General features: G+C 62.3%; 25 protein-coding genes and 2 pseudogenes. 17 read left to right on the forward strand and 10 right to left on the reverse strand.

Annotated features, from left to right (window positions below; genetic code table 11):
- Positions 1–13: 13 nt before the first annotated feature.
- Together E1748_RS06070 and E1748_RS06075 are read right to left on the reverse strand one after the other, a co-directional pair.
- Complete coding sequence (locus tag E1748_RS06070) at positions 14–1204, reverse strand: CaiB/BaiF CoA transferase family protein (RefSeq protein WP_133646222.1); 1191 nt, start codon at positions 1202–1204, stop codon at positions 14–16.
- Complete coding sequence (locus tag E1748_RS06075) at positions 1204–2955, reverse strand: acyl-CoA dehydrogenase family protein (protein ID WP_133646223.1); 1752 nt, start codon at positions 2953–2955, stop codon at positions 1204–1206. The genes E1748_RS06070 and E1748_RS06075 overlap by 1 nt, the downstream gene beginning before the upstream one ends.
- Before the next feature lie 138 nt (positions 2956–3093).
- On the opposite strand from E1748_RS06075, the gene E1748_RS06080 reads away from it, so the two are divergent.
- Positions 3094–3975 carry a LysR substrate-binding domain-containing protein gene (locus E1748_RS06080; RefSeq protein ID WP_133646224.1) on the forward strand — a complete coding sequence of 294 codons (882 nt, stop codon included), beginning with the start codon at positions 3094–3096 and terminating at the stop codon, positions 3973–3975.
- An 11-nt stretch (positions 3976–3986) separates the two neighbouring features.
- On the opposite strand, the pseudogene E1748_RS31705 reads toward E1748_RS06080, so the two are convergent.
- A pseudogene (locus tag E1748_RS31705) lies at positions 3987–4112 on the reverse strand (IS5/IS1182 family transposase); the annotation flags it as partial.
- A gap of 5 nt (positions 4113–4117) precedes the next feature.
- Between E1748_RS31705 and E1748_RS06085 the strand changes: the two are divergent.
- A pseudogene (locus E1748_RS06085) lies at positions 4118–4468 on the forward strand (LysR substrate-binding domain-containing protein); the annotation flags it as partial.
- 7 nt (positions 4469–4475) lie between these two features.
- On the opposite strand, the gene E1748_RS06090 reads toward E1748_RS06085, so the two are convergent.
- Positions 4476–4973 carry a DUF6622 family protein gene (locus tag E1748_RS06090; RefSeq protein ID WP_133646226.1) on the reverse strand — a complete coding sequence of 166 codons (498 nt, stop codon included), beginning with the start codon at positions 4971–4973 and terminating at the stop codon, positions 4476–4478.
- A 244-nt stretch (positions 4974–5217) separates the two neighbouring features.
- On the opposite strand from E1748_RS06090, the gene E1748_RS06095 reads away from it, so the two are divergent.
- The 3 genes from E1748_RS06095 (at position 5218) to E1748_RS06105 (ending at position 7455) form a co-directional block, all read left to right on the forward strand.
- Positions 5218–6276 carry a sensor histidine kinase gene (locus E1748_RS06095; protein ID WP_133646227.1) on the forward strand — a complete coding sequence of 353 codons (1059 nt, stop codon included), beginning with the start codon at positions 5218–5220 and terminating at the stop codon, positions 6274–6276.
- Between the two features lies 1 nt (position 6277).
- Positions 6278–7009 carry a LytR/AlgR family response regulator transcription factor gene (locus E1748_RS06100; RefSeq protein WP_133646228.1) on the forward strand — a complete coding sequence of 244 codons (732 nt, stop codon included), beginning with the start codon at positions 6278–6280 and terminating at the stop codon, positions 7007–7009.
- A gap of 107 nt (positions 7010–7116) precedes the next feature.
- Complete coding sequence (locus tag E1748_RS06105; protein ID WP_133646229.1) at positions 7117–7455, forward strand: NIPSNAP family protein; 339 nt, start codon at positions 7117–7119, stop codon at positions 7453–7455.
- A 44-nt stretch (positions 7456–7499) separates the two neighbouring features.
- Here E1748_RS06105 and E1748_RS06110 read toward each other — a convergent pair whose 3' ends face one another.
- Positions 7500–8477 (reverse strand): sulfonate ABC transporter substrate-binding protein, encoded by a 978-nt coding sequence (locus tag E1748_RS06110; protein ID WP_133646230.1) that lies wholly within the window; start codon positions 8475–8477, stop codon positions 7500–7502.
- A 187-nt stretch (positions 8478–8664) separates the two neighbouring features.
- Positions 8665–9660, reverse strand: a complete 996-nt coding sequence (locus E1748_RS06115) for a DKNYY domain-containing protein (RefSeq protein WP_133646231.1) — start codon at positions 9658–9660, stop codon at positions 8665–8667.
- A gap of 523 nt (positions 9661–10183) precedes the next feature.
- Here E1748_RS06115 and E1748_RS06120 point away from each other — a divergent pair.
- The 5 genes from E1748_RS06120 to E1748_RS06140 all read left to right on the forward strand — a co-directional run bounded on the left by E1748_RS06120 (position 10184) and on the right by E1748_RS06140 (position 15243).
- Positions 10184–10399: a hypothetical protein gene (locus tag E1748_RS06120; RefSeq protein ID WP_133646232.1), complete on the forward strand. Its 216-nt coding sequence runs from the start codon at positions 10184–10186 to the stop codon at positions 10397–10399.
- Between the two features lie 464 nt (positions 10400–10863).
- Positions 10864–12606 carry a 2-isopropylmalate synthase gene (gene leuA, locus E1748_RS06125; protein ID WP_133646233.1) on the forward strand — a complete coding sequence of 581 codons (1743 nt, stop codon included), beginning with the start codon at positions 10864–10866 and terminating at the stop codon, positions 12604–12606.
- Between the two features lie 340 nt (positions 12607–12946).
- Positions 12947–14257 carry a SpoIIE family protein phosphatase gene (locus tag E1748_RS06130; RefSeq protein ID WP_133646234.1) on the forward strand — a complete coding sequence of 437 codons (1311 nt, stop codon included), beginning with the start codon at positions 12947–12949 and terminating at the stop codon, positions 14255–14257.
- 2 nt (positions 14258–14259) lie between these two features.
- Positions 14260–14835, forward strand: a complete 576-nt coding sequence (locus tag E1748_RS06135) for a SiaB family protein kinase (RefSeq protein WP_133646235.1) — start codon at positions 14260–14262, stop codon at positions 14833–14835.
- A 15-nt stretch (positions 14836–14850) separates the two neighbouring features.
- Entirely contained in the window at positions 14851–15243 is a 393-nt protein-coding gene (locus tag E1748_RS06140) for a DUF1987 domain-containing protein (RefSeq protein ID WP_205965198.1), read from the forward strand.
- Positions 15244–15256: 13 nt separating this feature from the next.
- Here the strand turns inward: E1748_RS06140 and E1748_RS06145 are convergent, their stop codons facing one another.
- The 4 genes from E1748_RS06145 to E1748_RS06160 form a co-directional block, all read right to left on the reverse strand.
- Positions 15257–16432 (reverse strand): 4-hydroxybenzoate 3-monooxygenase, encoded by a 1176-nt coding sequence (locus tag E1748_RS06145; protein WP_133646236.1) that lies wholly within the window; start codon positions 16430–16432, stop codon positions 15257–15259.
- Positions 16433–16541: 109 nt separating this feature from the next.
- Positions 16542–16748 carry a DUF2783 domain-containing protein gene (locus tag E1748_RS06150; RefSeq protein ID WP_133646237.1) on the reverse strand — a complete coding sequence of 69 codons (207 nt, stop codon included), beginning with the start codon at positions 16746–16748 and terminating at the stop codon, positions 16542–16544.
- Positions 16749–16779: 31 nt separating this feature from the next.
- On the reverse strand, positions 16780–18501 hold the full coding sequence (locus E1748_RS06155) for an FAD-dependent oxidoreductase (protein WP_133646238.1): 1722 nt from the start codon (positions 18499–18501) through the stop codon (positions 16780–16782).
- A gap of 12 nt (positions 18502–18513) precedes the next feature.
- On the reverse strand, positions 18514–19473 hold the full coding sequence (locus E1748_RS06160; protein ID WP_133646239.1) for an MBL fold metallo-hydrolase: 960 nt from the start codon (positions 19471–19473) through the stop codon (positions 18514–18516).
- A gap of 320 nt (positions 19474–19793) precedes the next feature.
- Between E1748_RS06160 and E1748_RS06165 the strand changes: the two genes are divergently transcribed.
- From E1748_RS06165 to E1748_RS06195, 7 genes are all read left to right on the forward strand, one after another.
- Positions 19794–20633: an IclR family transcriptional regulator gene (locus tag E1748_RS06165; protein ID WP_240766347.1), complete on the forward strand. Its 840-nt coding sequence runs from the start codon at positions 19794–19796 to the stop codon at positions 20631–20633.
- The gene (locus E1748_RS06170) at positions 20630–21445 is read left to right on the forward strand and encodes an IclR family transcriptional regulator (RefSeq protein WP_133646241.1); all 816 of its coding nucleotides are present in this window, start codon (positions 20630–20632) and stop codon (positions 21443–21445) included. The genes E1748_RS06165 and E1748_RS06170 overlap by 4 nt, the downstream gene beginning before the upstream one ends.
- Positions 21446–21537: 92 nt before the next feature.
- Positions 21538–22509: an MBL fold metallo-hydrolase gene (locus tag E1748_RS06175; RefSeq protein WP_133647254.1), complete on the forward strand. Its 972-nt coding sequence runs from the start codon at positions 21538–21540 to the stop codon at positions 22507–22509.
- Positions 22506–23546 carry a CobW family GTP-binding protein gene (locus E1748_RS06180; RefSeq protein WP_133646242.1) on the forward strand — a complete coding sequence of 347 codons (1041 nt, stop codon included), beginning with the start codon at positions 22506–22508 and terminating at the stop codon, positions 23544–23546. The genes E1748_RS06175 and E1748_RS06180 overlap by 4 nt, the downstream gene beginning before the upstream one ends.
- Positions 23547–23856: 310 nt before the next feature.
- Positions 23857–24642, forward strand: a complete 786-nt coding sequence (locus tag E1748_RS06185) for a DUF4118 domain-containing protein (protein WP_133646243.1) — start codon at positions 23857–23859, stop codon at positions 24640–24642.
- A 53-nt stretch (positions 24643–24695) separates the two neighbouring features.
- Complete coding sequence (locus E1748_RS06190; protein ID WP_133647255.1) at positions 24696–25529, forward strand: alpha/beta hydrolase; 834 nt, start codon at positions 24696–24698, stop codon at positions 25527–25529.
- The gene (locus E1748_RS06195; protein ID WP_133646244.1) at positions 25526–26350 is read left to right on the forward strand and encodes a MipA/OmpV family protein; all 825 of its coding nucleotides are present in this window, start codon (positions 25526–25528) and stop codon (positions 26348–26350) included. The genes E1748_RS06190 and E1748_RS06195 overlap by 4 nt, the downstream gene beginning before the upstream one ends.
- Positions 26351–26352 lie beyond the last annotated feature (2 nt).

Below are 26352 nucleotides of genomic sequence, written 5' to 3' on the forward strand. Positions count from 1 at the left end.
TTGTTGCCGGACGTCAGCCCTTAAGCACTCCGGCCTCGAACAGACGCTGTTGTGTGGCATCGTCGATACCGAGTTCGTCGAGCACCGCGCGCGTATCTCCGCCCAGCGCAGGTGGCGCCGAGCGATACGTAGCCGGTGTCCGGGACAACTTGATTGGCGTGCCCGTGCCGCGATACGAGCCGATTTCAACAATCAGTTCGCGGTGAAGCGTGTGCGGGTGGTTGGCGACGGCGTCCACGGTGTGGACAGGACCACACGGCACACCACCGCGAATCAGCGCCGTGGCGAGTGACTCGCAATCGAGCGATTGCATCAAGCCTTCGAGCACCTCTTTGAGTTCGCCGCGATGCGCGCAACGGCTCTTGTTATCGACGAAGCGCGCGTCTTGCGCAAGTTCGGGCGCGTTCAGATGGTTAGCCAGCTTCGCGAACTGCCGGTCGTTCCCCACCGCAAGGAAAATAGGAGCGGTCGCGGTTCGATAGCTGTCGTACGGCGTGATATTCGGATGCGCGTTCCCGCTACGCTGTGGCGTACGTCCATTACCGAAGTAGTTCGGGAGATGCGGATGCAGGAGCGAGATGCCACTGTCGTACAGCGCAATATCGAGCGATTGACCTCGGCCGCTCTTCTCCCGCTCCGCCAGGGCGAGCAGAATACCAGCCAGCGCATTGAGCCCGGTCACCATGTCGACGACGGGTAGCCCGACGCGCAGCGCAGGACCATCGGGCTCCCCGTTCACGCTCATCAACCCCGCCATCGCTTGAATTGCTGCGTCGTAGCCAGGCAGCCCGCCGAGGGGGCCATCCGGCCCGAAGCCGGAAATCGCGCAATGAATCAGCGTCGGGAATCGTTTCGAAAGGCGAGCGTAGTCCATGCCCCAACGTTCAAGCGTTCCAGGCTTGAAATTCTCGACAAGTACATCCGCGCCTTCGAGCAGTTGCCAGAGGATGTTGCGGCCCTCTTCGGACGACAGGTCGACGCAGATACCTTGCTTATTGCGATTCACACCCACGAAATACGACGCGGTCTCGCCGACAAACGGAGGACCCCAGCCGCGGGTTTCGTCTCCGTTAGGCGGTTCGAGCTTGATGACTTGCGCACCGTGGTCCGCCAATGCCTGCGTGCAGTACGGCCCACCCAGCACGCGGCTCAAATCGATAACGCGAAGTCCCTGAAGTGCGCCCGTAACCGGATTTGCACTCATCACGCGGTCTCCAGGCTCACCGGCATGAGCGACATTGCTTCTTCGAGCGTCATCGGTACCTCGTCGACGAGCTTGCGCATCACGCCTGCGTCGGCACTGACATTCGCCGGAGCCAACGGATCGCGCGGCATGAGCTTGTGTTTGACGATAAGGTGAGCAAGCGCCAACCGACGGTAGTCATTTCCAACACGTGCGGCCTCCGTCGCCATGAATATGGCGCTCGTTGCGTTATAGACAGCACTCGCTGCTTCACGCACGCTTTCATCGCGGCCGCACTCGGCGACGCTGTCCATCGCGGCGCTCGCGCGCTTAAAGACATCACGCAACAACCGGACCGACTCTTCGGGCAACGCGGCCTCTTCGAGTTGAGCATTGAGATACTGCCCGAGCGATTCGAGGGAGCCTTCACGGCGCGTGGCGCGAGCCACGTCGAGAGAGACGATGTTGCTCGTCCCTTCCCAGATGGAGCCGAGGTGGGAATCGCGCACGAGCCGAGGGTCGGCCCATTCTTCGATGTAGCCAACGCCACCGCGAACTTCCATCGCGTCACCCGTTGCCTTTCTCGCGTCACGGCATGCGCGGAATTTCACCAACGGAGTAAGGATGCGAACACACCTGGCCGCGAGCGCCTCGCCACTGTCGGACTTTGGCAGCAGTGTCGCAATCTGCATGAACATCGAACGGGCCTGTTCGGCGGACAGCATCATCTTCATCAATTGCCGTTGCATCAGCGGCATCTCGATGAGCTTGCGACCAAATGCCGAGCGGTTGCGCGCGACATGCAGTGCTTCGGTAAGCGCGCGACGCATCAGCCCTGCGGCACGCACGCCATTCGAAAGGCGCGACATGTTAATCATGTCCGCCATCTGGTGGAAACCACGCCCGACCTCGCCGATCAGGTACGCCTCGGCGCCTTCGAGAACGATTTCTCCGCTGGCCATCGAGCGGCTGCCGAGTTTGTCCTTCAGCCGAACGATGTGATACGCGTTACGCGCTCCGTCTTCAAGCACCTTGGGAAGAAGGAACAGCGCAAGGCCCTTGATTCCTTCAGGTGCGTCATCAGGGCGAGCCAGGACCATTGCGAGGTCGGCGTCCGCGTTGGAACAGAACCACTTGTCACCCGTCAGCTTCCAGATTTCGTTGCCGTTCGCGTCGACGCTGCGCGTGGCGCGCGTGATCGTGCGACCGGTGTCGGAGCCTGCCGCTTGCTCCGTCATGAACATCGCACCCTGGAAGAGCGTGTCGAAGTCCTGCGAGGCAAGCATCGGGAGATAGCGGTCGACCAGTTCCTTCGACCCAAACTTTCGCAGCGTGCGAGTGAGCGAATCGGTCATGCTCACAGGGCAGCAGAGACCGAACTCAGCTTGCACGAAGAGGTACGTCAAAGCGTACTTCACCAGCGGCGGCGGGGCGTCGCTCCGATGGCTCATCGAAGCAAGTCCGAGCTCGCTGTACGCAACGCGTTCGAGCGCGACGTAGTCCGGATGCTTTTCGATGCGCTGGACGGCCTCACCGCGCCGGGTCCGCTGCATCAATACCGGAGGATTGTGGTCGGCACTCGTTGCCCAAACGTCGAGTTCATCCGAAGCGCGCTGACCCAGGTCGGCCAGACGGTCTTTGACGCCGCTGTACGTGCTTTCGCCCAGAAAGCTCCTGAGCAACGGGCCAAACGAGGGGTCGCAGGTAAAGAAATTGATGCCACGGCTGTCGGGAATATTCGAAGTGGCGGGCTCTTGCCGTTGGTCGGCCATAGCGTGTCTCCTGGTTTATCTGCGGCGCGCCAATCCGCCGCTGTCGTTAAATTCAGGTTACGAAGCCCTTCGATAATCGTCCAATACAATCGATGGCATGTGCGATAACATGTCTTTATCGTTGAGGAGCGGCGGCCGATGGAACTCAGACAACTCAGGTACTTCGTTGCGGTCGCCGAAGAGCTGCATTTCGGGCGTGCGGCGCGTCGGCTGTTTATCTCCCAACCGGCGCTTAGCTTTGATATCAAGCGCTTCGAAGAACAGTTGGACGTGCAGCTCCTTGAGCGCAGCAGCAAGTCGGTCGCGCTGACCAACGCCGGGCAGGTCCTGCTAGGGGAGGCTCAAAGGCTATTGCAGCAGGCAGACGAAGTGGCCAAGGTCACAATCCAGTCCGCACATGGGCTGGCTGGCCGTCTTCGGATTGGGTTCGTGAATTCGATGCTCTATCGGGATTTGCCCGAGGCAGTAGAGCGCTTCGAGGCCGAGCATCCGGCCGTTGAGATTGTTCTCAAGGAGATGAATACCGCCGAGCAGATTCGAGCGCTTCAGCAGCTCCAGATTGATTTAGGGTTCGCGCACTGGGGTCACTACCCGGCTGAGATTGAGACGCAGCTATGGATGTCCGAGGCATTTCTGTGCTGTCTGCCAGTCAATCACAAGCTTGCCAGGAAAAAGCGCATCGACCTGTGTAACCTGCAAAACGAACCCTTCATACTTTTTCCGCGGGCGGTCTCGCCGCACTACCACGACCAGATCATCGCCGCGTGCGTCGAAGCTGGCTTTAGTCCAAGAATCAGGCATGAAGCTCGTCTATGGCAGACCGTCGTCACCATGGTTGAGTTCGGGATGGGGGTGGCGCTTGTGCCTCAAGCGCTCGCACGCACCCAATCGCAGCGAGCCGTGTTCATTCCGCTGGAGCGCAATCCGTTCTCGTCCGAAATTCTGCGGCTGACGCGCACGGGTGGTCAAATGGCGCTCACTGAGAGCTTCCTCGAAGCGCTCGAACGCGGTCACCAGTAGAAATGGTTATCTGGGCGTCCGCCCTTCGCGTCGCTCTCGTACATGCGCGAAAAGGCCGGGGCCATCCGAGTGAGCGCGTCGTTCATCTATTGCCGAATCGGTCGCAACGAGTGATTGGCCGGAACGAAGTCATCCAGCCGCGTTGCCGTGCATCGCGCTGCGCGAGAACAACGAGGACGTCACGTTATGGCATTTGAGCAAGGGACGCGTCGCGCGCAGCGTGCGCGTGCCGGCGCGGCTGAGCAGCAACGACGGCGACGTGATCCGCGAATGGGCGTATGAAGGGCGCGGCGCGATCGTGCGTTCGGAATGGGACGTCGCGGAGGATCTCGCACGCGGGACGCTGGTGCGCTTGCTGCCCGCGTGGAAACTGCCCGACGCGAACGTGATCGCGCTGACGCATCAGCGTACGGGTCTGCCGATGCGCACGAAGATGTTCATGAAGCATCTGCAGGAGCGTTTCCGGCCGGTGCCGCCGTGGCGGGCGCGTTGAGTCTGGGTCAGGCTTCGTTCAACGTGCTCGCACGCGTATAGCGCGCAAACACGTTGCATCCGCGGCCCAGCGACATGCCGATCAGCAAGCCCCACGCGACGAATGAAAACAGCAGGAACGCTTCGCTGTGCGCCCACGCACCATGCGATTCGATCTCGTAGTGCATCAGGAATTCAACTGCGAAAGCAGCAAGCAGCACGACCAGCAACGCCGGGTCTCCCGGCACGCGCACGAGCCCGTTGGGCGCATCGATACGCAGACGCCAGCGCGACGCATGCATCCAGCCCATCGACGCCCCCACCGCGAGCGCGACCAGCAGCGCAACGGCATCGGCCCACGTGGCGGACGGAAAGAGCTTCGGCATGTTCATGCCGCCGAGCATCGCCATCACGAGTGGAAACACGAACAGCCGGGTGGGCCGCAGCGTACGCGCATAGCAGCGGCGAACGCCGAGCACGATCAGGATCGCGAAAACAACGATCGAATAGGTTGGAATGTGCAGCACCGCGCGCTCCCGGTAGATTCAACGTAGATGAGTCAACGTAGATGAGTCCGCGGCCCATTTTAGGACTGCCGTGTCGCGCCGCACGCCGGTTGCGACGAACCGCATGCGGTAGCGACAGGACGCACATTGCGCGGATAAATGGCCGGCACGTCCCGCCGAAAATGGCCGCCACGGCCGCAGGCAGACGCGCTACCATCGACGGGCCTGTTCGATGCCTTCACGGCCACCGCTTCGCTCCCGAACCATGCCCTTCGCTTCGACCTTTCTTTCGCTCAGAGATTCGGCACGCAGCAATCTGCTCGCGCGGAGACTGGCATACGTGCTGTTGCTGAGTTGTGCGCTCGGGTCGTGCTTCTGGGTGGTGTCGCGAAGCGTGACGCTCGGGTCGTCGCTGTTCACGGCGAACGCTATCGGCTTCAGCGCATTCGTGTTCGGACGGTTGCTCGCCAGATTGACCGGCGGCCGCTTTGCGGTCGCGGTACGCGCATTGATCGTCGCGCCGCTCAGCGTGATCGTCGGCACCAAACTGGCTGCGCTGGGCGGCAACGACGGCGCGATACGTCTGCTGCACAGCACGCCCGCCCAATGGATTGCGCTTGCGCCGACGTTCCTGGTCGTCGCGATCGCTTACGCGTTCGCGACCGTGCACATCCAGTCGCTGCAGGTGCGCACCGCGCTCGAAAAACAGCGGCGTGAAGCGGCTGAACTGCGACAGTCGGAAACCGCCGCACGGCTCGCGTTGCTGCAGGCGCAGATCGAACCGCATTTTCTGTTCAACACGCTCGCCAACGTGCGCAGCCTGATCGAACGCGACCAGGCCGGCGCATCGGCGATGCTCGATCATCTGAACCGCTATCTGCGCGCGAGCCTCGGACGTACGCGCAAACCGGTTTCGTCGCTGGAGGAGGAGCTGGAACTGATCGACGCGTTACTGTCGATTGCCGCAATGCGGCTCGGCGATCGTCTGCGCTACTCGGTCGATCTGCCGCATGCGTTGCGCCAGTTGCCGCTGCCGCCGCTGTTGCTACAACCGCTCGTCGAAAACGCGCTGATTCACGGCATCGAACCGGCGATCGAAGGCGGCGACATCCGCATCGAAATCGCACGGGAAGCAGACATGCTGAGCCTCGCGGTCATCGATACCGGCGTAGGGCTCGGCAAGGTCAGCACGTTGCACGGCGGCGTCGGGCTCGCGAACGTGCGGGCCCGCCTGGCCGCGCTGTACGGCGATGCCGCGCGACTATCGATCGAATCGAACGCCACGCGCGGCGTCACCGCGCGTCTTCTCCTTCCCCTGCACTGACATGCCCACCGCCCTCATCGCCGACGACGAACCGAACCTCTCGACCGAGCTCGCCGCGCGCCTCGCGCATTTCTGGCCGGAACTCGACATCGTCGGGATGCCGCGCAACGGCGTGGACGCGCTCGCGCAGATCAACGCGAAGCAACCCGACTTCGCGTTTCTCGACATCCGCATGCCGGGGCTCGACGGATTGCAGATCGCGCAGTCGGTGCCGCATCTGCGCATCGTGTTCGTCACGGCTTACGACGAATATGCGGTGCGTGCATTCGATATCGCTGCGGCCGACTATCTGATGAAGCCACTCACCGACGACCGACTGCTGAAATGCATCGCGAAGCTGCAACGCGGCAGCCGCCCGGCACGCGACGAAGAAACGCTAACCGCTGCGGGCGCGCTCAACGATGCGCCGCTGATTCAATGGCTCACCGTCGGACATCGCGACGCGACGCACCTCGTGTCTATCGACGACGTCCACTACTTCCAGGCCACCGACAAGTACACCGAAGTCGTCACCGCGACGCACCGTCACATCATCCGCACGCCGCTGAAGGAACTGCTGTCGCGCCTCGACCCGACGCGTTTCGTGCAGGTGCATCGCAGCGTGATCGTGTCGCTGGCGCAGATCGAACGTATCGAGCGCGATCTGCTCGGACGGCAACGCATTCATTTGCGGCAGCATGACGAGACGCTGCCGGTGAGCCGGAGTTATGGGGCGGTGTTCCGGCAGATGTGACGAAGAGAGATACCGCTTGCTTGATCGACGTTTCAGCACAGCCTGAAACATTCATGCGCCCGCGCGGAGGAAACTGATGTTTCTCCCACTGCATCGAGGCCGCCGTCATGACGATCACCTGCTTTATCCGCTATGAAATCGATCCGTTCAGGAAGGACCTGTTCAAGACGTATGCGGACAACTGGGCAAGCATCATTCCTCGCTGTGGTGGTCATCTGCTGGGCTATTTTCTGCCGCACGAGGGCACCAATTACGAAGCGTGGGGGCTCGTCGCGTTTGCCGATCTCGCGGCCTATGAGATCTACCGGAAGCGATTGAAGGAAGACGAGAAGGCGTGCGCGAACTTCGCGTTTGCGGTGCGTGAGCGGTTTATTCTGAAAGAGGAGAGGACTTTTCCGGAGGTCGTCGATTCGACCTGGTTGAAGGCGCCGGTAGCGCCTGCATAAAAGGGCTTTTGCGGTTCTGGGCGTGTGCGCTGAACGCACACGCGTTACGCCAACCCCGGCGGCGCAGCGCGCGCAACTTCAATCGCCTTCGGCAACAGCTTCAACTGCAGAAACGCATCGGCGATCCGCTGCTGATCGGCGAGCGCGTCGCGCGAAATCGGCTCGACGCCATAACGCAGACGCTGCAATGCCACGTCGACGACATCGTGCGGTAGCCCCCACAACCGCGAGAATTCGTCGGCGGCTGCAGAGCGGTTCGACTCGATCCACTTGTCGAGCGCGATCAGTTCCGCGAGCGCGACGCGCAGCACGTCGTCGTTTTTCTCGGCATAGCGCTGCGACGTGAAGTAGTACGCGCGATTGCCGACCACGCCGGTGCCGTCGGCGACGATGCGCGCGTTCGCCGTCTTCTGCGCGACGGCGAGAAACGGATCCCAGATAGCCCATGCATCGACGGCGCGCGTTTCGAATGCGGCGCGCGCATCGGACGGCGATAGCCATACCGGTGTCACGTCGCGATAGTCGAGCTTCGCGGCCGCCAGCAATCGCACCAACAGGAAGTGCGTATTCGAGCCTTTGGTGAGCGCAATCCGCTTGCCCTTCAAATCCCGAATCGACGTAATCGGCGAATTCGCCGGCACGATCACGGCCTCGCTCGCTGGACGCTTCGCGGTCTGCCCGTAATAGACGATCGGCGCGCCGGCCGCCTGCGCGAAAATCGGCGGCGCTTCGCCGACGTCGCCGAAATCGATCGACCCGACGTTGAGCGCTTCGAGCTGCGGCGGCCCTGACGGAAACTCGGTCCATTCGACTCGGGTGCCGCTCGCGGCGAGCCGCTTTTCGAGCGTGCCGCGCGCCTTCAGGATGCTGAGCGATCCCTTCTGATAACCGATGCGCAGCACGCGTCCGGTCGATGCGTTTGCGCCCTGCGCACGCGCGCCCGGTAGCGTTGCGCCCAGCGCAAGCGCGGCGAGTCCGGTGCCGATGAAGCCGCGACGGCTCGTCGATCTAAAACGCGTCATGGATGCACTCTCTCGAAGATGAATAAGCAGCGGCCCACGCCGCACGAATCGCTGCCGATACTACGGCGACGCTTCCGGCGATGGAACGAATTCATTTCGAAATGCTTATCTGCGGACTGTCGATACTCGTTCGTCGCGATGATCGATCGTGCGCACAATGCGCTGCGTTCGCCGAAAGCATTACCGGCTAGTTCCCTCTCCCGTCGGAAGGGGCGTCGAGTTCGGCTTTATAGCGGCGGTTGATCGTATCCGCATCGACACCGGCAATCCTCCCAGTATGTTCGTCCTCATCCCAACCTACCTCATAGAACTGGTCGCCGCGCGAAAAATACATATGCTTCGGCTCAATGAAAGTAAACGCATCTGGAGGTGCCATGTCCTTGAACACTGCCGCGCCGTCGAGACGCAGATACACGAGATCATTTCCTGTTCGTGCGAGCATGCCGTTCATTCCGAACGAACCGGAATTCGGGTCGATCGTGAGTGTCGCGTCAAACCCATAGTCGATGCCGCGCCCCGGCTGGCTGACAAACTTCAATAATTCGAAGTGGGCGAAATCGATCTCCGGCATCGGTTCGCCATTCACAAACAGCTTTCCGCGGCTGCGCGAGAAATGAAAATTGCGCCACTGTTCCTCCTTGAATGGAAAAACAAGGGAGAAATCCTTCGGGTCAGCGCCTTCGATTTTCTTGTTTTCGAAATACACGGACGAGTCGTCTGCCGCGAAATATTCGAACTGGTCGCGCTGCCAATCTTCGTGGGATGCCACACCGTCGTTCGGAATACGGTGGAATGCCGGTGTGAGCGTAGTCATCAGTGTCAAATCGCGGTCTTCACGTTGAACCTCCGGACTGCCGCGAGAAAGAATGTCCATATAGGAATAGCTGGTCATCCAGTAGACAAGATCTTTCTGCACCACATAGTTCTTCGAGAGGAAGCGCGTATTCGCCGCACAGGTCTGGGTTTTTCCCTGCGTCCAGGTCACCTGACCCGGCTGGGTGAATTTGCCGTGGCGCGTCTCATGACAGATACCCACTTCGTATTGCCCGGACGCATCCCGGTATCCGGCACTCTGGTATCCGCCATCGCTGCTGAATACCGATCCAAGGAATGCAATAAGCCCGCTGGCGATCGCCAGCAGCAAGACACCTATGATCAGCGTACGAAGCCGGGGTATTTTCATTTTTCTGACTGGATCCTGTTGATCCGCCTATCGGATGACGCCATTGACCATACCGATCGCTTCGCGCATATTCGCACCGATCGATCAGACAACACAGCATCCTATATGAGTCGAAAGAGTCCTGAGAGGAAGGCATGGCGCAAGAGCGCGGTGGAAGCCAGGGCACGCGAAGCCGCGACTTCCCCTTCGGTTGCGGCTGTCAATCGCAGGCCTGCCCTATTCGGTGCACGAACCCGGATGCTCGCCCCGCTGCTTGTCACAGTGGGATGTGCGTACATACTGCTCAAGGGAATGGTGTGGGCGGCCAATCGCATCGGCATGCGTAACGTGGGTTCACTACGACTATCCCGTCGCTCGCACGACATATCTGAACCACAGTCCATACACGACGCTCGTCAGCAGCGAGTACACGTGGAGCTGGAAGCTGCTCGCCCTCCTGTCCCTTGCACTTGGGTCTTTCGCGGGACGCTGTGTCTGGCACGGCACCGTTCGCGCGGCGTTCACGCGACGCGCCCTCTGGCTCATGACCGGTTGGATTCTAGGCATCGCATTGCTGATTGCCGAAATCGAGCTGGCATTTCGAGGCCTCATACCGTTCATCCCGCGTATTTCGGGTTGGGGATGGGACGTATTTGGCATTGCATGGCTGCTTTCCGGCCTTCAGTTCTGCGCATTGTGGGGTTGGCTGATGAGTCGTTGCGGCGTTCCGAAAGAGGACATCTTTACACGCGATTCCTGATGACCTCGTCTGAAAGAATCCGGGAAATGGGAGCCACGCACCGGCAATACGCTGCAACGCGACCTGCAACTGCCCATGCTTGACGCCCGTCTGACAATGTGTTTCCATGTCGCACCATGTACGCATCCCAAGCCCTCCTGTCGCTAAGCCTACTAGCCCGCTCTTCCGGGCCTGGTCTGCTACTGCGCGCGTACATCGTCTGATTTTTCCGAAGCACCGCTAAATCCCCAGTTTGCTGACCTTGCCCCGGTTTCCGACCGGCGGCGATGTTGTTTCGTTTGCGTCATCCGGTCGACTTTCACGCTTTGAACTGTCGCCCTGTCGATGACCATGAACACCGAATACCTCAACACTTTTCGTCTGACCCGCCGACCCAGTCCCGGCGGCGCCTGCGCGCGCCCTCAACGCCGCAACACCGCATCGAACACCCCACCGCATTTCACTCATTGAGCGAGACCGTCACCATGTTGAAGAACCCTGCCGTCAAATACCGCCCCTTTACGCCCGTCAATTTGCCGGACCGCACGTGGCCCTCGCGCACCATCACGCGTGCGCCGATCTGGATGAGCACCGATCTGCGCGACGGCAACCAGGCGCTGTTCGAACCGATGAATGCGCAGCGCAAGATGCGCATGTTCAAGACGCTGGTGGCGATCGGCTTCAAGGAAATCGAGGTCGCGTTTCCGTCTGCATCGCAGACCGATTTCAACTTCGTGCGCGAACTGATCGAGGGCGGTCACATTCCCGACGACGTGACGATCGAAGTGCTCACGCAGGCGCGCGACGATCTGATCGAGCGCACGTTCGAATCGCTGCGCGGCGTGCCGCGCGCGATCGTCCATCTGTACAACGCGACCGCGCCGGAATTCCGCAAGATGGTGTTCGGACTCGACCGCGACGGCGTGAAGGCGCTCGCAGTGAACGCGGCGCGCACCGTGAAGCGTCTCGCGGATGCCGCGACCGACACGCAATTCACGCTGCAATACAGCCCCGAAACGTTCACCGCGACTGAACTCGATTTCGCGAAGGAAGTCTGCGATGCCGTGTTCGACGTATGGCAACCGACGCCGCAACGCAAAGCGATCGTCAACCTGCCGGCCACCGTCGAAGTGGGCACGCCGAATTTCTACGCGGACCAGATCGAGTGGATGCATCGCAACCTCGCGCGCCGCGATTCGTTGATCGTGTCGGTGCATCCGCATAACGATCGCGGCACCGCCGTCGCCGCCGCAGAACTCGCGGTGATGGCCGGCGCGGATCGCGTCGAAGGCTGTCTGTTCGGCAACGGCGAGCGCACCGGCAACGTCGATCTCGTCACGCTCGCGCTGAACCTGTACTCGCAGGGCGTCGATCCGGGCCTCGACTTCTCGAACGTCAACGAAGTCGCGCGCACCGCCGAGGAATGCACGCAGTTGCCGGTGCATCCGCGTCATCCGTATGTCGGCGATCTCGTGTTTACCGCTTTCTCCGGTTCGCATCAGGACGCGATCAAGAAAGGCTTCGCGCAGCAAAAGCCCGACGCGATCTGGGAAATGCCGTACCTGCCGGTCGATCCGAGCGATCTCGGCCGCACGTACGATTCGATCATTCGCGTGAACAGTCAGTCGGGCAAGGGCGGCATCGCGTATCTGCTCGAACAGTCGTACGGCATCGTGCTGCCGCGCCGGTTGCAGGTCGATTTCAGCGCGGCCGTGCAGCGCCTCACCGACGACAGCGGCCACGAAGTCACCCCGCAGCAGATTTTCACGCTGTTCGAGCGCGAATACGTCGATTCGAACACGCCGGTGCGCTACGTGTCGCACAGTCTCACCGAGCAGGGGGGGCGCGAGCGCATCCGGTTGACGGTCGACCTTCACGGCGAACGGACGGTCGTCAGCGGCGAGGGCAATGGCCCGCTCGATGCATTGATGCACGCACTGCGCACGCCCGTGCGAATCCAGCATTACGAAGAACGCGCGCTCACGCAGGGTGCGGACGCGCGTGCGATCGCGATCGCGGAGATGGCGGGCAGCCATGTGGTCGGTAACGCGTTCGGCGTCAGTGTCGATGCGAATCTGGTGACGGCGTCGATCCGCGCGGTGATCAGCGGTATCAACCGTGCATATGCGCGCTGCGAGCACGATGCGCAGCAGCATTTCTTCGATGCGGTACTGCGTGAAGCGAATGATGCCGATGCGCATCGGCAAGCGGCGGTGAATGAAGAGTAACGCGGGGAATGATCTTCGCGTAACACGCTGAAAGTTTCGCTCAGTAAAAGAGGGTGTCCGCGCATGCGGACACCCTCTTTATTTGCACAAGCCGTAATTTATCGGCGCGCAAAACCAAAACTTTAGCCTCAACCCCCGATTATTTTCGACAATAAATATATCGCAACGAAAGCATCGCGACGCACGCGATTCATCAGAAGGATTAACGTTTCTGTCATGCAGCAGCGCTAATTTCGCCTGCGCTGCGCCGTTTCCCGCATCTCGTCCCTGCACCGTCCGCTCGCGGCGTGTGCGCGAAAACCGCCGGCACCCTCCGACTTTCGCAGCGACGAGACCTCTCATGGCAAGCATCGAACAGCTGTACAGCGTGCTGGCAACCGCCAGTTCCGATCAACAGGACGCCGCGCAACCCGCGCTCGTCGTCCACGCAGGGCAGATCGCGGTCGACACGCCCGCGGTCGCGTCCGACATGACCAACGCGGAACTGCAGAACTGGTTTCTCGAAGAGCAGGAGGTCGAAGCCGTCGCGATCGTCAAAGACAACGTGCCCGTCGCGCTCGTGAACCGCAACGTGTTCATGGAGCAATACGGTCGTCCGTTCAGCCGCGAAGTGTTCGGCAAGCGTAGCTGTCTGTCGTTTGCGAACCAGGAGCCGCTGGTCGTCGGCGACGACACGCCGATCGAAATGGTCGTGCGCGCCGCCGTCGAACCCGACTCGCGCGTGATGAAAGACGGCTTCATCTGCAATCGCAACGGCCAGTATTTCGGCATCGGCAGCGGGATGGCGCTGATCCGCGCGATGTCGGACATCGAAGCTGCGAAGACGCGTCAACTGCTGTCGAGCATCGAATACGCGTCCGCAATCCAGCAATCGAACCTGCGCAACTCGCAGACCGAACTCGCCGCGTGCCTGCCGTCCGCACGCCTCGAATGGCTGCCGCGCGATGTCGTCGGCGGCGACTGCTACTTCTTTCGCGCGACGCGCAACGGGCTGTTCGGCGCGATCGTCGACTGTACCGGTCACGGCGTGCCGGGCGCGTTCATGACGCTGATCACGCTGTCGTTCCTCGAAAATCGCGTGACGACGGGCAGCGAAGAACCGGACCCCGCCGTCGTGCTGTCCGATCTCAATAGCTACATCAAGAAGGTGTTGGGCCAGCAGGCGTCGGCGAAAAGCGGCGACGCAGCGCACGTGGTCCGCGAAGGCAAATCGGACGACGGCCTCGACGCGTTCATGTTCGTGCTGACCGGCAATGGCCTCGATCTGCAATACGCGAGCGCTCGCCTTGAAATGGCGGTGCTCGACGGCGCTGCCGGTCCCGCCGATTCAACCGACGTCCAGATTCTCGAAGGCGACCGGATGGGTGTCGGCTACAGCGACACGCCCGACGATTTCGCATTCACGACGCGCAACCATACGCTGAAGCCGAACTATCGCGCGTTCATCACGACCGACGGCGTGATCGATCAGGTCGGTGGCCCGAAGAAAATCGCGCATGGCCGCAAGCGTCTGTACAAGCTGTTCGCCGAACGTCGCGACGAGTTGCCGCAGCAGTTCGGCGACACGCTGCTCGACAGCTTCGCGCAATGGCAAGGCGACCAGCACCGTCGCGACGACGTGTGCTTCTTCGTATTCACGAACGAGGTCTGACGATGGATTTCCGCGCTTTCGAAACCTTCAGCGACGCCGCCGGCGACGCGGGGATGGTCTATTACTACGCCGGACACTTCGACGAAGACGTACGGCGCGCGCTGTCCGCGAATCTGAAGAGCCGGCTCGAAGTAGAAGGCGTCGGCAGCCCCGCGAAACGCAAGCTGTTCTCGACGTTCATGGAAATGGCGCAGAACGTATTGCATTACGGCGGCTGCGTCGACACGCCAGACAACGCCGAACGCGCAGGCCCCGAGAAACCCGGCGCGATCGCGGTAGGACGCGACGCGACGTCGTACTGGATCGTCTGCAGCAATCTCGTGCCGGTCGAACACATGTCGCGCATCGCGGGCAAGCTCGATCAGTTGAAGCAGATGTCGCTCGACGAGATCAAGACCGCCTACCGCGAACAGCTCGCGAACGACGAACACGCGGAAACCGATACGGTCAGCAAAGGCGCGGGACTCGGCCTGCTGACCATCGCCCGCGACAGCATCCAGCCGGTCGAATACGCGTTCCGCAACGACGAATCGTCGGGCGGCCGTTTCGCCCGCTTCACCATCAAGGCTTTTGTCTAACCCCGAGGCTTCAACATGACGCCGATCAAACTACCCCGTACCGACTTCACTCCGCAAATCGAATTCTCGCCGGCCGACGCCAGCCTGTTCGTCGAAGGCGAGTGCCACCCGGAAAATCCGAATACGTTCTTCGGTCCGATCCTGCAACTGATCGGCACGTATCTGCAGACCGCTGCGCCGCCGCGCTTCCTGATGCGCGTACGGCTCACGTACATCAACAGCGCATCGACGAAAGCGATGCGTCAGCTGTTCATGGTGCTCAGCGATGCATCGAAGCGCGGCTGCAACGTCGACATCGACTGGGAATTCGATCCGGACGACGACGCGATCCAGGAGCTCGGACAGGACTTGCTGTACGGGCTCGGCGCAACGACGGTGATGTTCAACGAAGTGTTGATCGAAACCTGAGCGCAGTTCGTAGCTATACCGCGACCGCGCCGACGTAGTTTTCCGCCAGCGCGGTCGCTGCCGCACGCGACGTGGTCACGTGTTCGAGTTCGGCGATCTGTAGCTGCTGTTCGAACGGCGATGCATCGTCGAGGCGATGCATCATCCGCGTCATCGAATACGAGAAGTGCTCCGCGCGCCAGATGCGCCTGAGCGCGGTTGCGCTGTACGCGTCGAGCAGATCGCTGCGGTTCTCGTGATAGAACGCGTCGAGCGCGCGCGTCAGCACGCGCACGTCGGCGACCGCGAGATTCAATCCCTTCGCTCCCGTCGGCGGAACGATGTGCGCGGCGTCGCCCGCGAGAAACAGGCGGCCGTGCTGCATCGTCGTCGACACGAAGCTGCGCATGCCGACGATGTTCCTCTGGAAGATTTTCCCTTCCACTACGTGCTCTCCTTCCGACGAATCGACGCGCGCATGCAGCTCGGCCCAGATGCGATCGTCGGACCAATGCTCGACCTTGTCGTGCGGATCGCACTGGAAGTACATCCGTTGCACGTTCTGCGAGCGCGTGCTGATCAGTGCGAAGCCGCGTTCGTGGCGTGCGTAGATCAGTTCGTGCGACGAAGGCGGTGCGTCGACGAGCACGCCAAACCATCCGAATGGAAACACGCGTTCGTAGTCGTGTCTTAGCGTTTGCGGAATGGAAGCGCGCGACACGCCCTGCGATCCGTCGCAGCCGATCACGTAATCGCAGTGCAGTTCGTGCTGTTCGCCTGCGTGATTGAAACGGATCGACGGTGCGTCGGTGTCGATGCCGTGCAGCGATGTGTCCGACACGTCGAACAACAATGCGCCGTTTGCCGCGATGCGCGCAGCGACCAGATCCTTCAACACCTCATGCTGCGCGTAGACGGTGATCGAATGACCGGTGAGACCCGTGAGATCGATACGCCGACGCTTGCCTTCGAACGCGAGTTCGAAGCCGTGATGTTCCGCGCCTTCGGCCTTCATCCGCGTGCCGACGCCGGCTTCGGTCAAAAGATCCGCAGTGCCCTGTTCGAGCACGCCCGCGCGGATCGTCGATTCGATCTGCGTGCGGCCGCGCGCTTCGAGCACTACCGATTCGATTCCGCGAAGATGAAGCAGATGGGACAGCAGCAGCCCTGCGGGCCCCGCTCCGATAATGCCGACCTGTGTGCGCCGCATGGGAATGTCTCCTGGAAGGATGGATTCGTTTTGCGGCAGTGTGGCGGGCCCTTGGGTATCGGGCAACGCGATATCGCGAATAGGGACTATCGCGATCGGGAATAGCGGTTTATTGCTTGCGGTCCGTCGCGCCCGTACGCGCGATTCGCATCGCTTCGAGTAGCGTTTCGTGATCGCCGATGTGGTTCGCGAGCAGCAGGATCAGCTGTGCGTTCGCGGTCTGACTTTGCGCGTCGTCGAGATCGCGATGCATGTCGATCAGCGCTTCGTAGAAATCGTCGGGGTGGGCGAGATTCGGTTCGGTGTTGAGCGGCATCGTCGTCTCCTTGCCATTCAGGCTTATTGGCTTATGCCGCGTGTCGAACGTCTGGCGTTATCGCGAGCGCGCGTTCGAGTGCCTGCGTGACGCTGTGTACGTCGACGCTGCGCCAGCGCGCGCATACGTGCTGATCGGGGCGCACCAGATAGAACGTGTCCGGCGATGCGTCATAGCGCGTGGCGGCGAGACCTTCTACGTCGAGTGCGATCGTTGCATACGGCAAACGGCGCGCTAACGTCGCCACGTTGTTACGCGCGGTGGCGTTCATCACGAGCACGAGCTTAAACGGCACTGATGCACGAGTTAACACATCGACCGCAGCAAGCGTCGCCGCATCCACATCGTCTTCACAAAACAGCACACCCGTGAACTGCTGCCCCAGTTGCGGCAACAGCCATGCACGTTCGCCATCGATCTCCAACGGCGCATCGCAACACGACGCACCCGGCGCCATTCGACCGCTAAACGACTCACTGCCTGCTGTATTCAGCACCGAATCGCACAGCACCGCAGGCACCGACAACCGCCCACTATTCACAAGCTGCCGCGCGAACGCATGATCGCGCGCAAGCGTCAGCACAGCATCACGAAACACACGACTCGCCGCGCTCTTCGGCGTGATGAAATCGGTCGAATGCGTCGAATGGCGAATGTTTTCGTCGGCTGCGTATTCGCGTTCCATCGCGTACGTGTCGAGCAACGCATCGGGCGCGCGGCCCGTCGCGACCAGCGCGAGTTTCCACGCGAGGTTGTCCGCATCCTGCACGCCGCTGTTCGCGCCGCGTGCGCCGAACGGCGACACGCCGTGCGCGGCATCGCCCGCGAACAGCACGTTACCGTGCCGGAAGCGCTCCATCCGCTGACACGAAAACGTATAGACGCTCACCCATTGCAGTTCGAACTTCGCATCGGGCCCGAGCAATGCACGCACGCGCGGGATCACACGTTCGGGCGTTTTCTCGGCTACAGGATCCGCGTCCCAGCCCAGCTGAAAATCGATCCGCCACACGTTATCCGGCTGACGATGCAGCAGCACCGACTGGTTCGGATGAAACGGTGGATCGAACCAGAACCAGCGCTCGGCGGGAAATGGTGCGTCCATTTTCACGTCGGCGATCAGGAAACGATCCTTGAACGTGCGACCGTGGCTGTCGAGCCCCATCAGCGTGCGGATCGGGCTGCGCGAACCGTCGGCGGCGACCACGTAGCGGCCGTGCAATGCGTACGGACCGTCGGGCGTGTCGACGGTCAGCGTCACAACAGCGTCCGGTCCATCGCTCTGACGAATACCCGTCACGCGATTCTTCCAGCGAATCTCCAGATTCGGCAGCTCACGCGCGCGTTCGAGCAGATACCCTTCAACGTAATACTGCTGCAGATTCACGAACGCAGGCCGTCGATGCCCGCTCTCCGGCAGCAGATCGAATGAATAGACGAGGTCGTCGCGCAGAAAGACTTTGCCGACATTCCAGCTCACGCCCTTCGCGGCCATCCGTTCGCCGCAGCCAAGCCGATCGAAAATGTCGAGCGTGCGTTTCGCGAAGCAGATCGCGCGCGAGCCGGTGGACAGCGTGCAGTCGTCATCGACGAGCACGACCGGCAAACCCTGCTGCGCGAGATCGATCGCCGCAGCGAGGCCCACAGGCCCCGCGCCGACGACGATCACCGGATGCACCCGCGCATCGCCCTGTTCCCGCTGCTCGCGACACGGCACGTAGTCGAACGACAGCGTCTGATAATCGATGTCCATCGCGCTCTCGCGTCAGCTTTGCAGCGCGCTCCACATCTCCTGATCGCGCTGCGCGGTCCAGATGCGCGGATGCGCGATACCGCTCGCTTCGTCGAATGCACGCGATACGTCGAACGGCAGGCAATGCTCGTAGATGAACACGTCGCCGAACTTCGGATCCATCGACTTGCGCGCATGCGCCATCGCCGCTTTCAGATCGAGTTTCTGCGCGACCGCTTCGCGTCCGCTTTGCAGCAGCGTCGTGACGAAATCCTTCGTGTAGTCGAGGCCCTTGTTCACATCGTCCGGCGTGGTCAATGCAGGACCGCGGCCCGGCACGAGTTTCTGCGCACCGAGCGCGCGCAGCGCTTCGAGTGTCGCGGGCCACTGTTCGAGTTGCGCGTCGCCGCAATAGCACGCGGCGTCGTATTCGACGAGATCGCCGGAAAACAGCACCTTCTGCGACGGCAGCCACACGACGGTATCGCCTTTCGTGTGCCCTGCGCCGAGATGCGCGATGCGTACTTCGAGCTTGCCGAGAAACAGCGTGATTTCGCGCTCGAATACGAGCGTCGGCCACGTCAGGCCCGGCACCGTTTCGACACCGGCGAACAGACGCGGAAAACGTTCGATCTCCGACTTCATGTCCGCCTCACCGCGCTCGACGATCATCTCGTACGTGCCGCGACTCGCAATCACCTGCTGCGCACCTTCCGCAAAATACGCGGATGCACCGAGCACGCGCACTGCGTGGTAGTGCGACAGCACGACGTATTTGATCGGTTTGTCAGTGACCGTACGGATCTTCGCGATCAGATCCTGGGCCATCGCGGGCGTCGCGGTCGTATCGACGATCAGCACGCCGTCGTCGCCGACGATCACGCCGGAATTCGGATCGCCCTCAGCCGTGTACGCATACGCGTTCTCGGACAACTGCGTGAACGTGATCTTTTTCGCTTCGAGATCGGCCTGCGATGCGAATGCCTTTGCCATGTCTGCCTCCTTGGGGATCGATCGTGCAGGAGGCAAGACGGCACGCGGATGCGGCGCTGCGGCAGGGCGTGGGTCGCCCCGGTCTCGCCCCGCGTTGATTGTGTGCGACGTGTTCTGACGGCTATAGGTGTCGGGGTGAGGCCATGTTAGGAGCGCGTCGTTTAATTTGTCAATAGCGAAAAACATCGCTATACGCAAATCATGAGCGGCGTACGATAAGGGTCATGCAGGCTGTGAAACTCCGTCCAGCCGCGGCTTAAATTCCATTTGCTCCTCGGCTAACATGGCGTTTTTCTTGAACCACACAAACCATACGACCGGTGAAACCCGTTAAAGACGCAGCGCGACCGCAACGCGGCATCCAGAGCGTCGAAGTCGGCGGACGGTTGCTCGACGCGCTCGCCCGTGCCCGCACGCCGCTCGCGCTGTCCGACCTCGCGGCAAGCGCCGCGCTGCCGCCGGGTCAAGCGCATGCGTACGTCGTGAGCCTCGCGCGGCTCGGTCTCATCAAGCGCGATGAAATCTCCGGCCGCTACGAGCCGGGGCCGCTCGCGCTGCGGCTCGGTTTACTGCATCTCGAACAACAGCCCGCGTTTCGCGCGACGGTGCCGCGCGTCGTCGCGCTCGCGGAAACGCTCGGCCTCAGTATCGCAATCTGCATCGCAGGACCACAAGGCCCGACGATCGTGCGCTACGAGCACGCCGGTTTTCCGCTGCATGTGAACCTGCATGTCGGCACCGTGATGTCGTTGCCGGCCACGTCGACGGGTCGCGTGTTCTGCGCGTATCTGCCTGCCTCCCAATTGCAGGCGATGTGGGCGAACCAGAGCGGCGCGCCGCGTTCGGGGCGTTCCATTCAATCGATGGTTCCCGCCGCACAACGCACTGAATTCGATGCAACGCTCGCATCGATCCGCACACGTGGCCTCGAACGCGGCGTCGATGCGCCGAGCCCCGGCATCAGCAGCCTGAGCGTGCCGGTGTGCGATGCGACGGGCAGTCTACTGCTCGCGTTGACGGCGATCGGCACGACCGGTTCGATTGACGTCGCGTGGCAGGGTCCGATTGCACGCGCGTTGCGCGACACGGCCCGCGCGATCACGGCCGATCTCGCGCGCGACAACACCGACGTGCCAGCAATGGAGGCACAGTCACGATGAGCAAAACCACTCCCGACGCGAAATCGCAGCGCGGCATCCAGTCGCTCGACAACACCGGCGCACTGCTCGCCGCGCTTGCCGATGCAGGCGTGCCGCTCGCGCTGCGCGATCTCGCCGTGGCCGCCGACATGCCGCCCGCAAAAGCCTTCCCGCATCTGGTCAGCCTGCAAAAAATCGGCCTCGTGATGCGCGACGAAGCGGGCCGTTTCGAAGCGGGGCCGCTCGCGCTGGAACTCGGGCTGATCGGTTTGCAGCGCCTGTCGCCGACCCGCGAAGCCGAAGCCGAGATCGTCGAGCTGGCGGCTGCAACCGGTATGAGCGTCGCGATGGCCGTGCTCGGGCCACTCGGGCCGACCGTCGTGCGGCTCGAAGAATCGCCACGACCGTTGCACGTGAGTCTGCGCATCGGCACGGTGATGTCGCTCGTCCATACCGCGCTCGGTCGCGTGTTCGCCGCGTACGTCGCCGATGACGTGCGCCGCGATCTGCTCGATCAGGATCATCTGCGGCTCGCCGGTGCGTCGCGTGCAGAAGTATTCGCCGCGCCGAACACACTCGAACCCGGCTACGCGCAACGGCTCGCGCAGATCCGCACGCACGGCATCGACCACGCGCTGAATAAACCGATCCCCGGCATTCACACGCTCGCCGCGCCGGTGTTCGATCACACCGGCAGTCTGTGCGTCGCGATCGCGATCATGGGGCCGGCGGGCAGTTTCGACAGCGGTACGATGGGCAGTGCCGCGACGACGTTGCGCGCCGCGACGCAGCGGCTGTCGCATCGTTTCGGCTATTCGCCGGGCAGTGTCTGAACGCATTCACCCACACCATCACTTCAACGACAGCACCCCAAGGAGATCGACCCGTGAGCGACCAGCCCTTCGGACGTACCCGCCGCGATTTCATGCGCCTCGCCGTGACGGCCGGCGCCACCGCATCGCTGCCGTGGATGCAGCAGGCCGATGCGCAAACGGCAGCGCCTGCTGCCCCTGCTGCAACGGCGAACACGCTACCCACTAAAGACATCAAGCAAGGCACGAAGCTCGTGCTGTTAGGCACAAAAGGCGGCCCCACCCCATCCGATCTGCGCGCGGCACCAGCCAACGTGCTGGTCGTCGATGGCCAGCCGTACGTGGTCGATTGCGGCAACGGCGTCGCACTGCAACTGACAAAGGCCGGTATCAAACTGCCCGCGCTGCGCGACATTTTCATCACGCATCATCATTCGGATCACAACGCCGACCTCGGCAACCTCGTGTTCCTCGCGTGGGCCACCGGGCTGCATACGCCGGTCAATCTGTACGGACCGCCGCGCATCACGAAGATGATCGACGACTTCGTCGACATGAACGCGATCGATCTCGACGTGCGGATGCGCGAAGAAGGCCGGCCCGCCATGCGACCGCTGATCAACATCCATGAGTTCGACGGGCCGCGCGTCGTGATGCAGGACGATCGCGTGCGCGTGACCGCGACGCTCGTCGATCACTACACGATCAAGCCCGCGTTCGCGTACCGCTTCGAAACGCGCGACCGCACCATCGTGTTCTCCGGCGACACGACGTACTACCCCGCCCTCGCCGATTTCGCGAAAGGCGCGGACGTGCTGGTCCACGAAGTGATGTACCTGCCCGCGCTCGAAAAGCTGATGAAGACCGTCGACAACGCGCCGACCTTGCTCGACCACCTCGTGAAAAGCCACACGACGACCGAACAGGTCGGCAAGATCGCAGCCGCAGCAGGCGTGAAGACGCTTGTACTGAGCCACTTCGTGCCGGGCGGCGACCCCGCGATCACCGACGACATGTGGGCCGCCGACGCGCGCCGCCACTTCAGTGGCGAAGTGATCGTCGGACGCGATCTGCAGGTGATATGAGCACGCAGATTCCGGTCACGCTGCTCACCGGCTTTCTCGGCTCGGGCAAGACGACGTTGCTCAACCGTCTGTTGCCGCAGCCCGCGATGGGTCGCTGCGCGGTCGTGATCAACGAGCTGGGGTCGATCGGTCTCGATCATCTGCTGGTCGGCGCGATGCGCGACGACACGATCGCGCTGCTCGAAAACGGTTGCCTCTGCTGCGGCGTCCGCGACGGTCTCGCCGAAACGGTCGCGACGCTGTTCGAGCGGCGCGACCGAGGCGAGATTCCACCGTTCGAGCGGTTGCTGATCGAAACGACCGGGCTCGCGCGGCCGGGTCCGGTGATTTCGCTGCTGCTCGGCGACGAAGCGCTCATAGAGCGGGTACGGCTCGACGGCGTTGTAGCCACCGTCGATGCGAAGCACGGCGCGGCGCAGTTAGCGCGTCACGAAGAATCGCGTCAACAGGTCGCGGTTGCGGACCGTCTACTACTGACGAAGGCCGATCTCGTCGACGCTACGACGCTCGCCGAACTCGAAGCCACGCTCGCTGGATTGAACCCGGGCGCAGCACGCGTCACGGTGCGCGACGGCACGATCGACGCCGCACAGATTCTCGACATCCTCACACCGCGCGCACTGCGTCCGTGGCTGCGCACGCAACCCGCTGCACGCTCATTGATGCGCGGAGCCGCAACGACAGCGACAGCGACACGTCACGCGCATCCGGACATCGAAACCTTCTGCCTCAGCTACGCCGACCCGTTGCCGATGCAGGCACTCGAAACCGCGCTGACCGTGCTGCTCGGCTATCACGGCGAACACATCCTGCGACTCAAGGGCATTGCGAACCTGGCCGGCGAAACGCGGCCTGTCGTACTGCACGGCGTCCAGCAATGGCTGCACGAACCGCTACGCCTCGACGCATGGCCCGACGACGATCGCGCGACGCGGCTCGTCTTCATCGTCCAGGATCTCGACGCATCGATCGTAGAGCAAACGATTGCCCACTTCCTGCGCGAAGCGGGCGTGCACTGCAAGGCGAGCATCGGCTGATGCAATCGCCTGCAATGGCGGACAGGCATCGAAAAAACGCCGGACTGAGAACCATTGTCATAGCATCGCCATCGCGCCGTTGTCCCTGAAATTCAACGCGGTATCACCCTATTCCTCGTAATACAGCGTAACCTGACGGACCTTGACAACGGGACGCACGATGCGGGTTTTTCTGCGTCAACCGTTAGTAAGGAATGCCGTTATATAAAAGTCGGCGGCGCTGTTTCTGCCTGCCGATTCGCTGTTTACACCGCTCTTGCCAGACCGGAGCCGCGCGGCATGGACCGCGCAGGCCATACGAAAGAAATCTATGCATGTCCAAAACGCTCGCCGCTGGGCACCGCGCGGCGTCCGCCCGTGGCTCGCCGCGGTGGCCGCACTCGTGATCGCCGCCGCGATCCGGTTAATGCTGCACCCATTACTCGGCCCGATCATGCCGGGCACCGCGTTCTGCATCGCGGCCGCGCTGATCGAGTATTACTTCGGGCTTGCGCCCGCGCTGACCGTGATGCTGCTCGGGCTCGGGCTCGCCGACTACCTGTTCGTGCCGCCCTACGCGCAGATCGACGTCTTCAACCGCGCCGACCTGATCCTGGTGATCTCGTACCCGGTCGTCACGCTGATCGTGATCGTGTTGATCGAGCGTCTGCGGCGCGCACAGTTTCGCGCGGAGCTGATCGCGTCGGTTGCGCAGTCGCGCTACGAAATGCTGCTGCGGCACGACAACGAACGCATGCTCGCGCGACGCGCGGTCGATGAAACGCATCGTCTGCTGCGCCATCTCGCGCATTACAACAAGACCTTCATCCTGATCCAGGCGCTCGAACGTCACGCGGTCGTGCAGGCGAGCGGCGACGCTTCTGCATCCTCGCCTGCAGGTGCAACCGCACGCGCGCTGCCGAGCGAAATCGCGCCGGGCCCGCGCTTCACCGACGTCCATCCCGAAGACATCCAGCGCTTCTGGAACGGCCTGCGGCCCGGCAGTCATCGCGTGCGGATGGAATCGGACGACGGCATGTCGAAGCTCGTCGATTGCGTCTGCGAACGCTTCACGACGCATGCGGGGGATTTCCTCGTGCTGCGCATCGGAGACTGATCATCGAACGCGCGACCACACTCTTCAACGCCGGCGATCATCACGCGGTGCTGATGCTGCACGGACTGTCCAGCTCGCCGCTCGAACTCCGCTATCTCGCCCGCTATCTGAACAACGAAGGCTTCACGACCTGCGCGCCGGTACTCGACGGCTACAGCGCCGGCACCGTCGAGCAGCGGATGGAACGCTGGCTCGATGCGGCGATCGCCGAATACGACGCGCTCGCGAGCCGCTATGCGCGCGTGTCGATCTGCGGACTGTCGATCGGTGCGGCACTCGCGCTGGCGCTCGCACGCCGCCGGCCGAACGCGCAGTCGCTGGTGCTGCTGTCGCTGACGCTGTCGTACGACGGCTGGGCGATCCCGTGGTATCGCTTTCTGCTGAACTGGGCGTATTTCACGCCGCTGCGCTCGCGCTGGCGTTATCGCGAGTCGGAGCCGTTCGGTCTGCGTAACGAAGCGCTGCGCACGAAGATCGCGCGCGCGATGCAGCGCAACGATTTCAGCGAAGTCGGTCCGTCGACGATCTCGCTGCCCGCGCTGCACGAAGCCAGCCGGCTCGCGGGTAACGTGCGCGCGAATCTGCACGAGATCCGCAACGACTGCCTGATCGTCCACGCAATCGACGACGAAACCGCCAGCCCGCGCAACGCACACGAGGTCGCGGCGAAGCTCGGCACGAGCTTTCTGCGCACGATCTGGCTCGACGATTCGTACCACATGATTACCTCCGACAACGAGCGCGAAGTCGTCGCGCGCGAGACCGCCGCGTTCCTGCGCGAAAGCGAGATCGCGCACAACGGCGACCATTCGCGCGTGCCGGTCGTATCGAAAGCGCTCGCGCGCCGGCTGCGTCAGCTGTCCGCGCTCGGCAAGGAAAACGCATGACTGTGTCTATCTTTCGCGTCGCGCTGCTGTGCGCGGCGTTCCTGTTCGGAGCGGCAACCGTTACGACCGCGCATGCGGACGACACCACTCCGTCGAGTAGCAGTAGCAACAGCAGCAGTAGCACCCCGCCCGACAGCAAGTGGAAAATCGCGATCGGCCCGGGCCTGTTCATCACGCCCGCGTACCCCGGCTCGAGCAAGCTGAAGTTCTACCCGTTTCCCGCACTCGACATTTCCTGGGACGACCGCTTCTTCTCGCAAGGTCCTGACGTACTCGGCGTGAACGTGCTGCGCAGCCCCGCGTATCACCTCGGTGCCGCGCTCAGCTTCGACTTCCAGTCGCGCAGCGATTCCGACGACGGCCGTCTGCGCGGCCTCGGCGACGTGCACTCGAGTCCGAAGCTGAAACTGTTCGGCGACTACACGTGGTGGGCGTTCACCGGCTCGGTCGCGATGTATCAGGACATAGCCGGACATGGGCAGGGCAAGACGGTCGTCAGCGATCTCTATGCATCGCTGCCGCTCGACAACTGGCTGTTCTCGGTCGGCCCCGGCTTCACGTGGGCCGACGCGGAGTACACGCGGACGTTCTTCGGCGTGTCGCCGCAGCAGAGCGCCGCATCGGGGCTGCCCGCGTTCAATACCAGCTCCGGCATTCGCGATGTGCATCTGAACGTCTACGTCAGCCACGATTTCTCGAAGCACTGGACGAGTTCGGTGTCGATCGTCGCGGGCCGGTTGCAGCACTATGCGGCGAACAGTCCGATCACGTCGCGCCGCTTCGAACTCAATTCGCTCGCGGCGGTTTACTACCGCTTCTGACG

The organism is Paraburkholderia flava, assembly GCF_004359985.1.
Lineage (GTDB): Bacteria > Pseudomonadota > Gammaproteobacteria > Burkholderiales > Burkholderiaceae > Paraburkholderia > Paraburkholderia flava.

Excerpts from the sequence above, each read along its gene's own strand:
- E1748_RS06070 (WP_133646222.1), bottom strand. The coding sequence starts at position 1,204 with ATGAGTGCAAATCCGGTTACGGGCGCACTTCAGGGACTTCGCGTTATC.
- E1748_RS06075 (WP_133646223.1), bottom strand. The coding sequence starts at position 2,955 with ATGGCCGACCAACGGCAAGAGCCCGCCACTTCGAATATTCCCGACAGC.
- E1748_RS06080 (WP_133646224.1), top strand. The coding sequence starts at position 3,094 with ATGGAACTCAGACAACTCAGGTACTTCGTTGCGGTCGCCGAAGAGCTG.
- E1748_RS06095 (WP_133646227.1), top strand. The coding sequence starts at position 5,218 with ATGCCCTTCGCTTCGACCTTTCTTTCGCTCAGAGATTCGGCACGCAGC.
- E1748_RS06100 (WP_133646228.1), top strand. The coding sequence starts at position 6,278 with ATGCCCACCGCCCTCATCGCCGACGACGAACCGAACCTCTCGACCGAG.
- E1748_RS06105 (WP_133646229.1), top strand. The coding sequence starts at position 7,117 with ATGACGATCACCTGCTTTATCCGCTATGAAATCGATCCGTTCAGGAAG.
- E1748_RS06110 (WP_133646230.1), bottom strand. The coding sequence starts at position 8,477 with ATGACGCGTTTTAGATCGACGAGCCGTCGCGGCTTCATCGGCACCGGA.
- E1748_RS06115 (WP_133646231.1), bottom strand. The coding sequence starts at position 9,660 with ATGAAAATACCCCGGCTTCGTACGCTGATCATAGGTGTCTTGCTGCTG.
- E1748_RS06120 (WP_133646232.1), top strand. The coding sequence starts at position 10,184 with ATGACCGGTTGGATTCTAGGCATCGCATTGCTGATTGCCGAAATCGAG.
- leuA (WP_133646233.1), top strand. The coding sequence starts at position 10,864 with ATGTTGAAGAACCCTGCCGTCAAATACCGCCCCTTTACGCCCGTCAAT.
- E1748_RS06130 (WP_133646234.1), top strand. The coding sequence starts at position 12,947 with ATGGCAAGCATCGAACAGCTGTACAGCGTGCTGGCAACCGCCAGTTCC.
- E1748_RS06135 (WP_133646235.1), top strand. The coding sequence starts at position 14,260 with ATGGATTTCCGCGCTTTCGAAACCTTCAGCGACGCCGCCGGCGACGCG.
- E1748_RS06140 (WP_205965198.1), top strand. The coding sequence starts at position 14,851 with ATGACGCCGATCAAACTACCCCGTACCGACTTCACTCCGCAAATCGAA.
- E1748_RS06145 (WP_133646236.1), bottom strand. The coding sequence starts at position 16,432 with ATGCGGCGCACACAGGTCGGCATTATCGGAGCGGGGCCCGCAGGGCTG.
- E1748_RS06150 (WP_133646237.1), bottom strand. The coding sequence starts at position 16,748 with ATGCCGCTCAACACCGAACCGAATCTCGCCCACCCCGACGATTTCTAC.
- E1748_RS06155 (WP_133646238.1), bottom strand. The coding sequence starts at position 18,501 with ATGGACATCGATTATCAGACGCTGTCGTTCGACTACGTGCCGTGTCGC.
- E1748_RS06160 (WP_133646239.1), bottom strand. The coding sequence starts at position 19,473 with ATGGCAAAGGCATTCGCATCGCAGGCCGATCTCGAAGCGAAAAAGATC.
- E1748_RS06170 (WP_133646241.1), top strand. The coding sequence starts at position 20,630 with ATGAGCAAAACCACTCCCGACGCGAAATCGCAGCGCGGCATCCAGTCG.
- E1748_RS06175 (WP_133647254.1), top strand. The coding sequence starts at position 21,538 with ATGCGCCTCGCCGTGACGGCCGGCGCCACCGCATCGCTGCCGTGGATG.
- E1748_RS06180 (WP_133646242.1), top strand. The coding sequence starts at position 22,506 with ATGAGCACGCAGATTCCGGTCACGCTGCTCACCGGCTTTCTCGGCTCG.
- E1748_RS06185 (WP_133646243.1), top strand. The coding sequence starts at position 23,857 with ATGCATGTCCAAAACGCTCGCCGCTGGGCACCGCGCGGCGTCCGCCCG.
- E1748_RS06190 (WP_133647255.1), top strand. The coding sequence starts at position 24,696 with ATGCTGCACGGACTGTCCAGCTCGCCGCTCGAACTCCGCTATCTCGCC.
- E1748_RS06195 (WP_133646244.1), top strand. The coding sequence starts at position 25,526 with ATGACTGTGTCTATCTTTCGCGTCGCGCTGCTGTGCGCGGCGTTCCTG.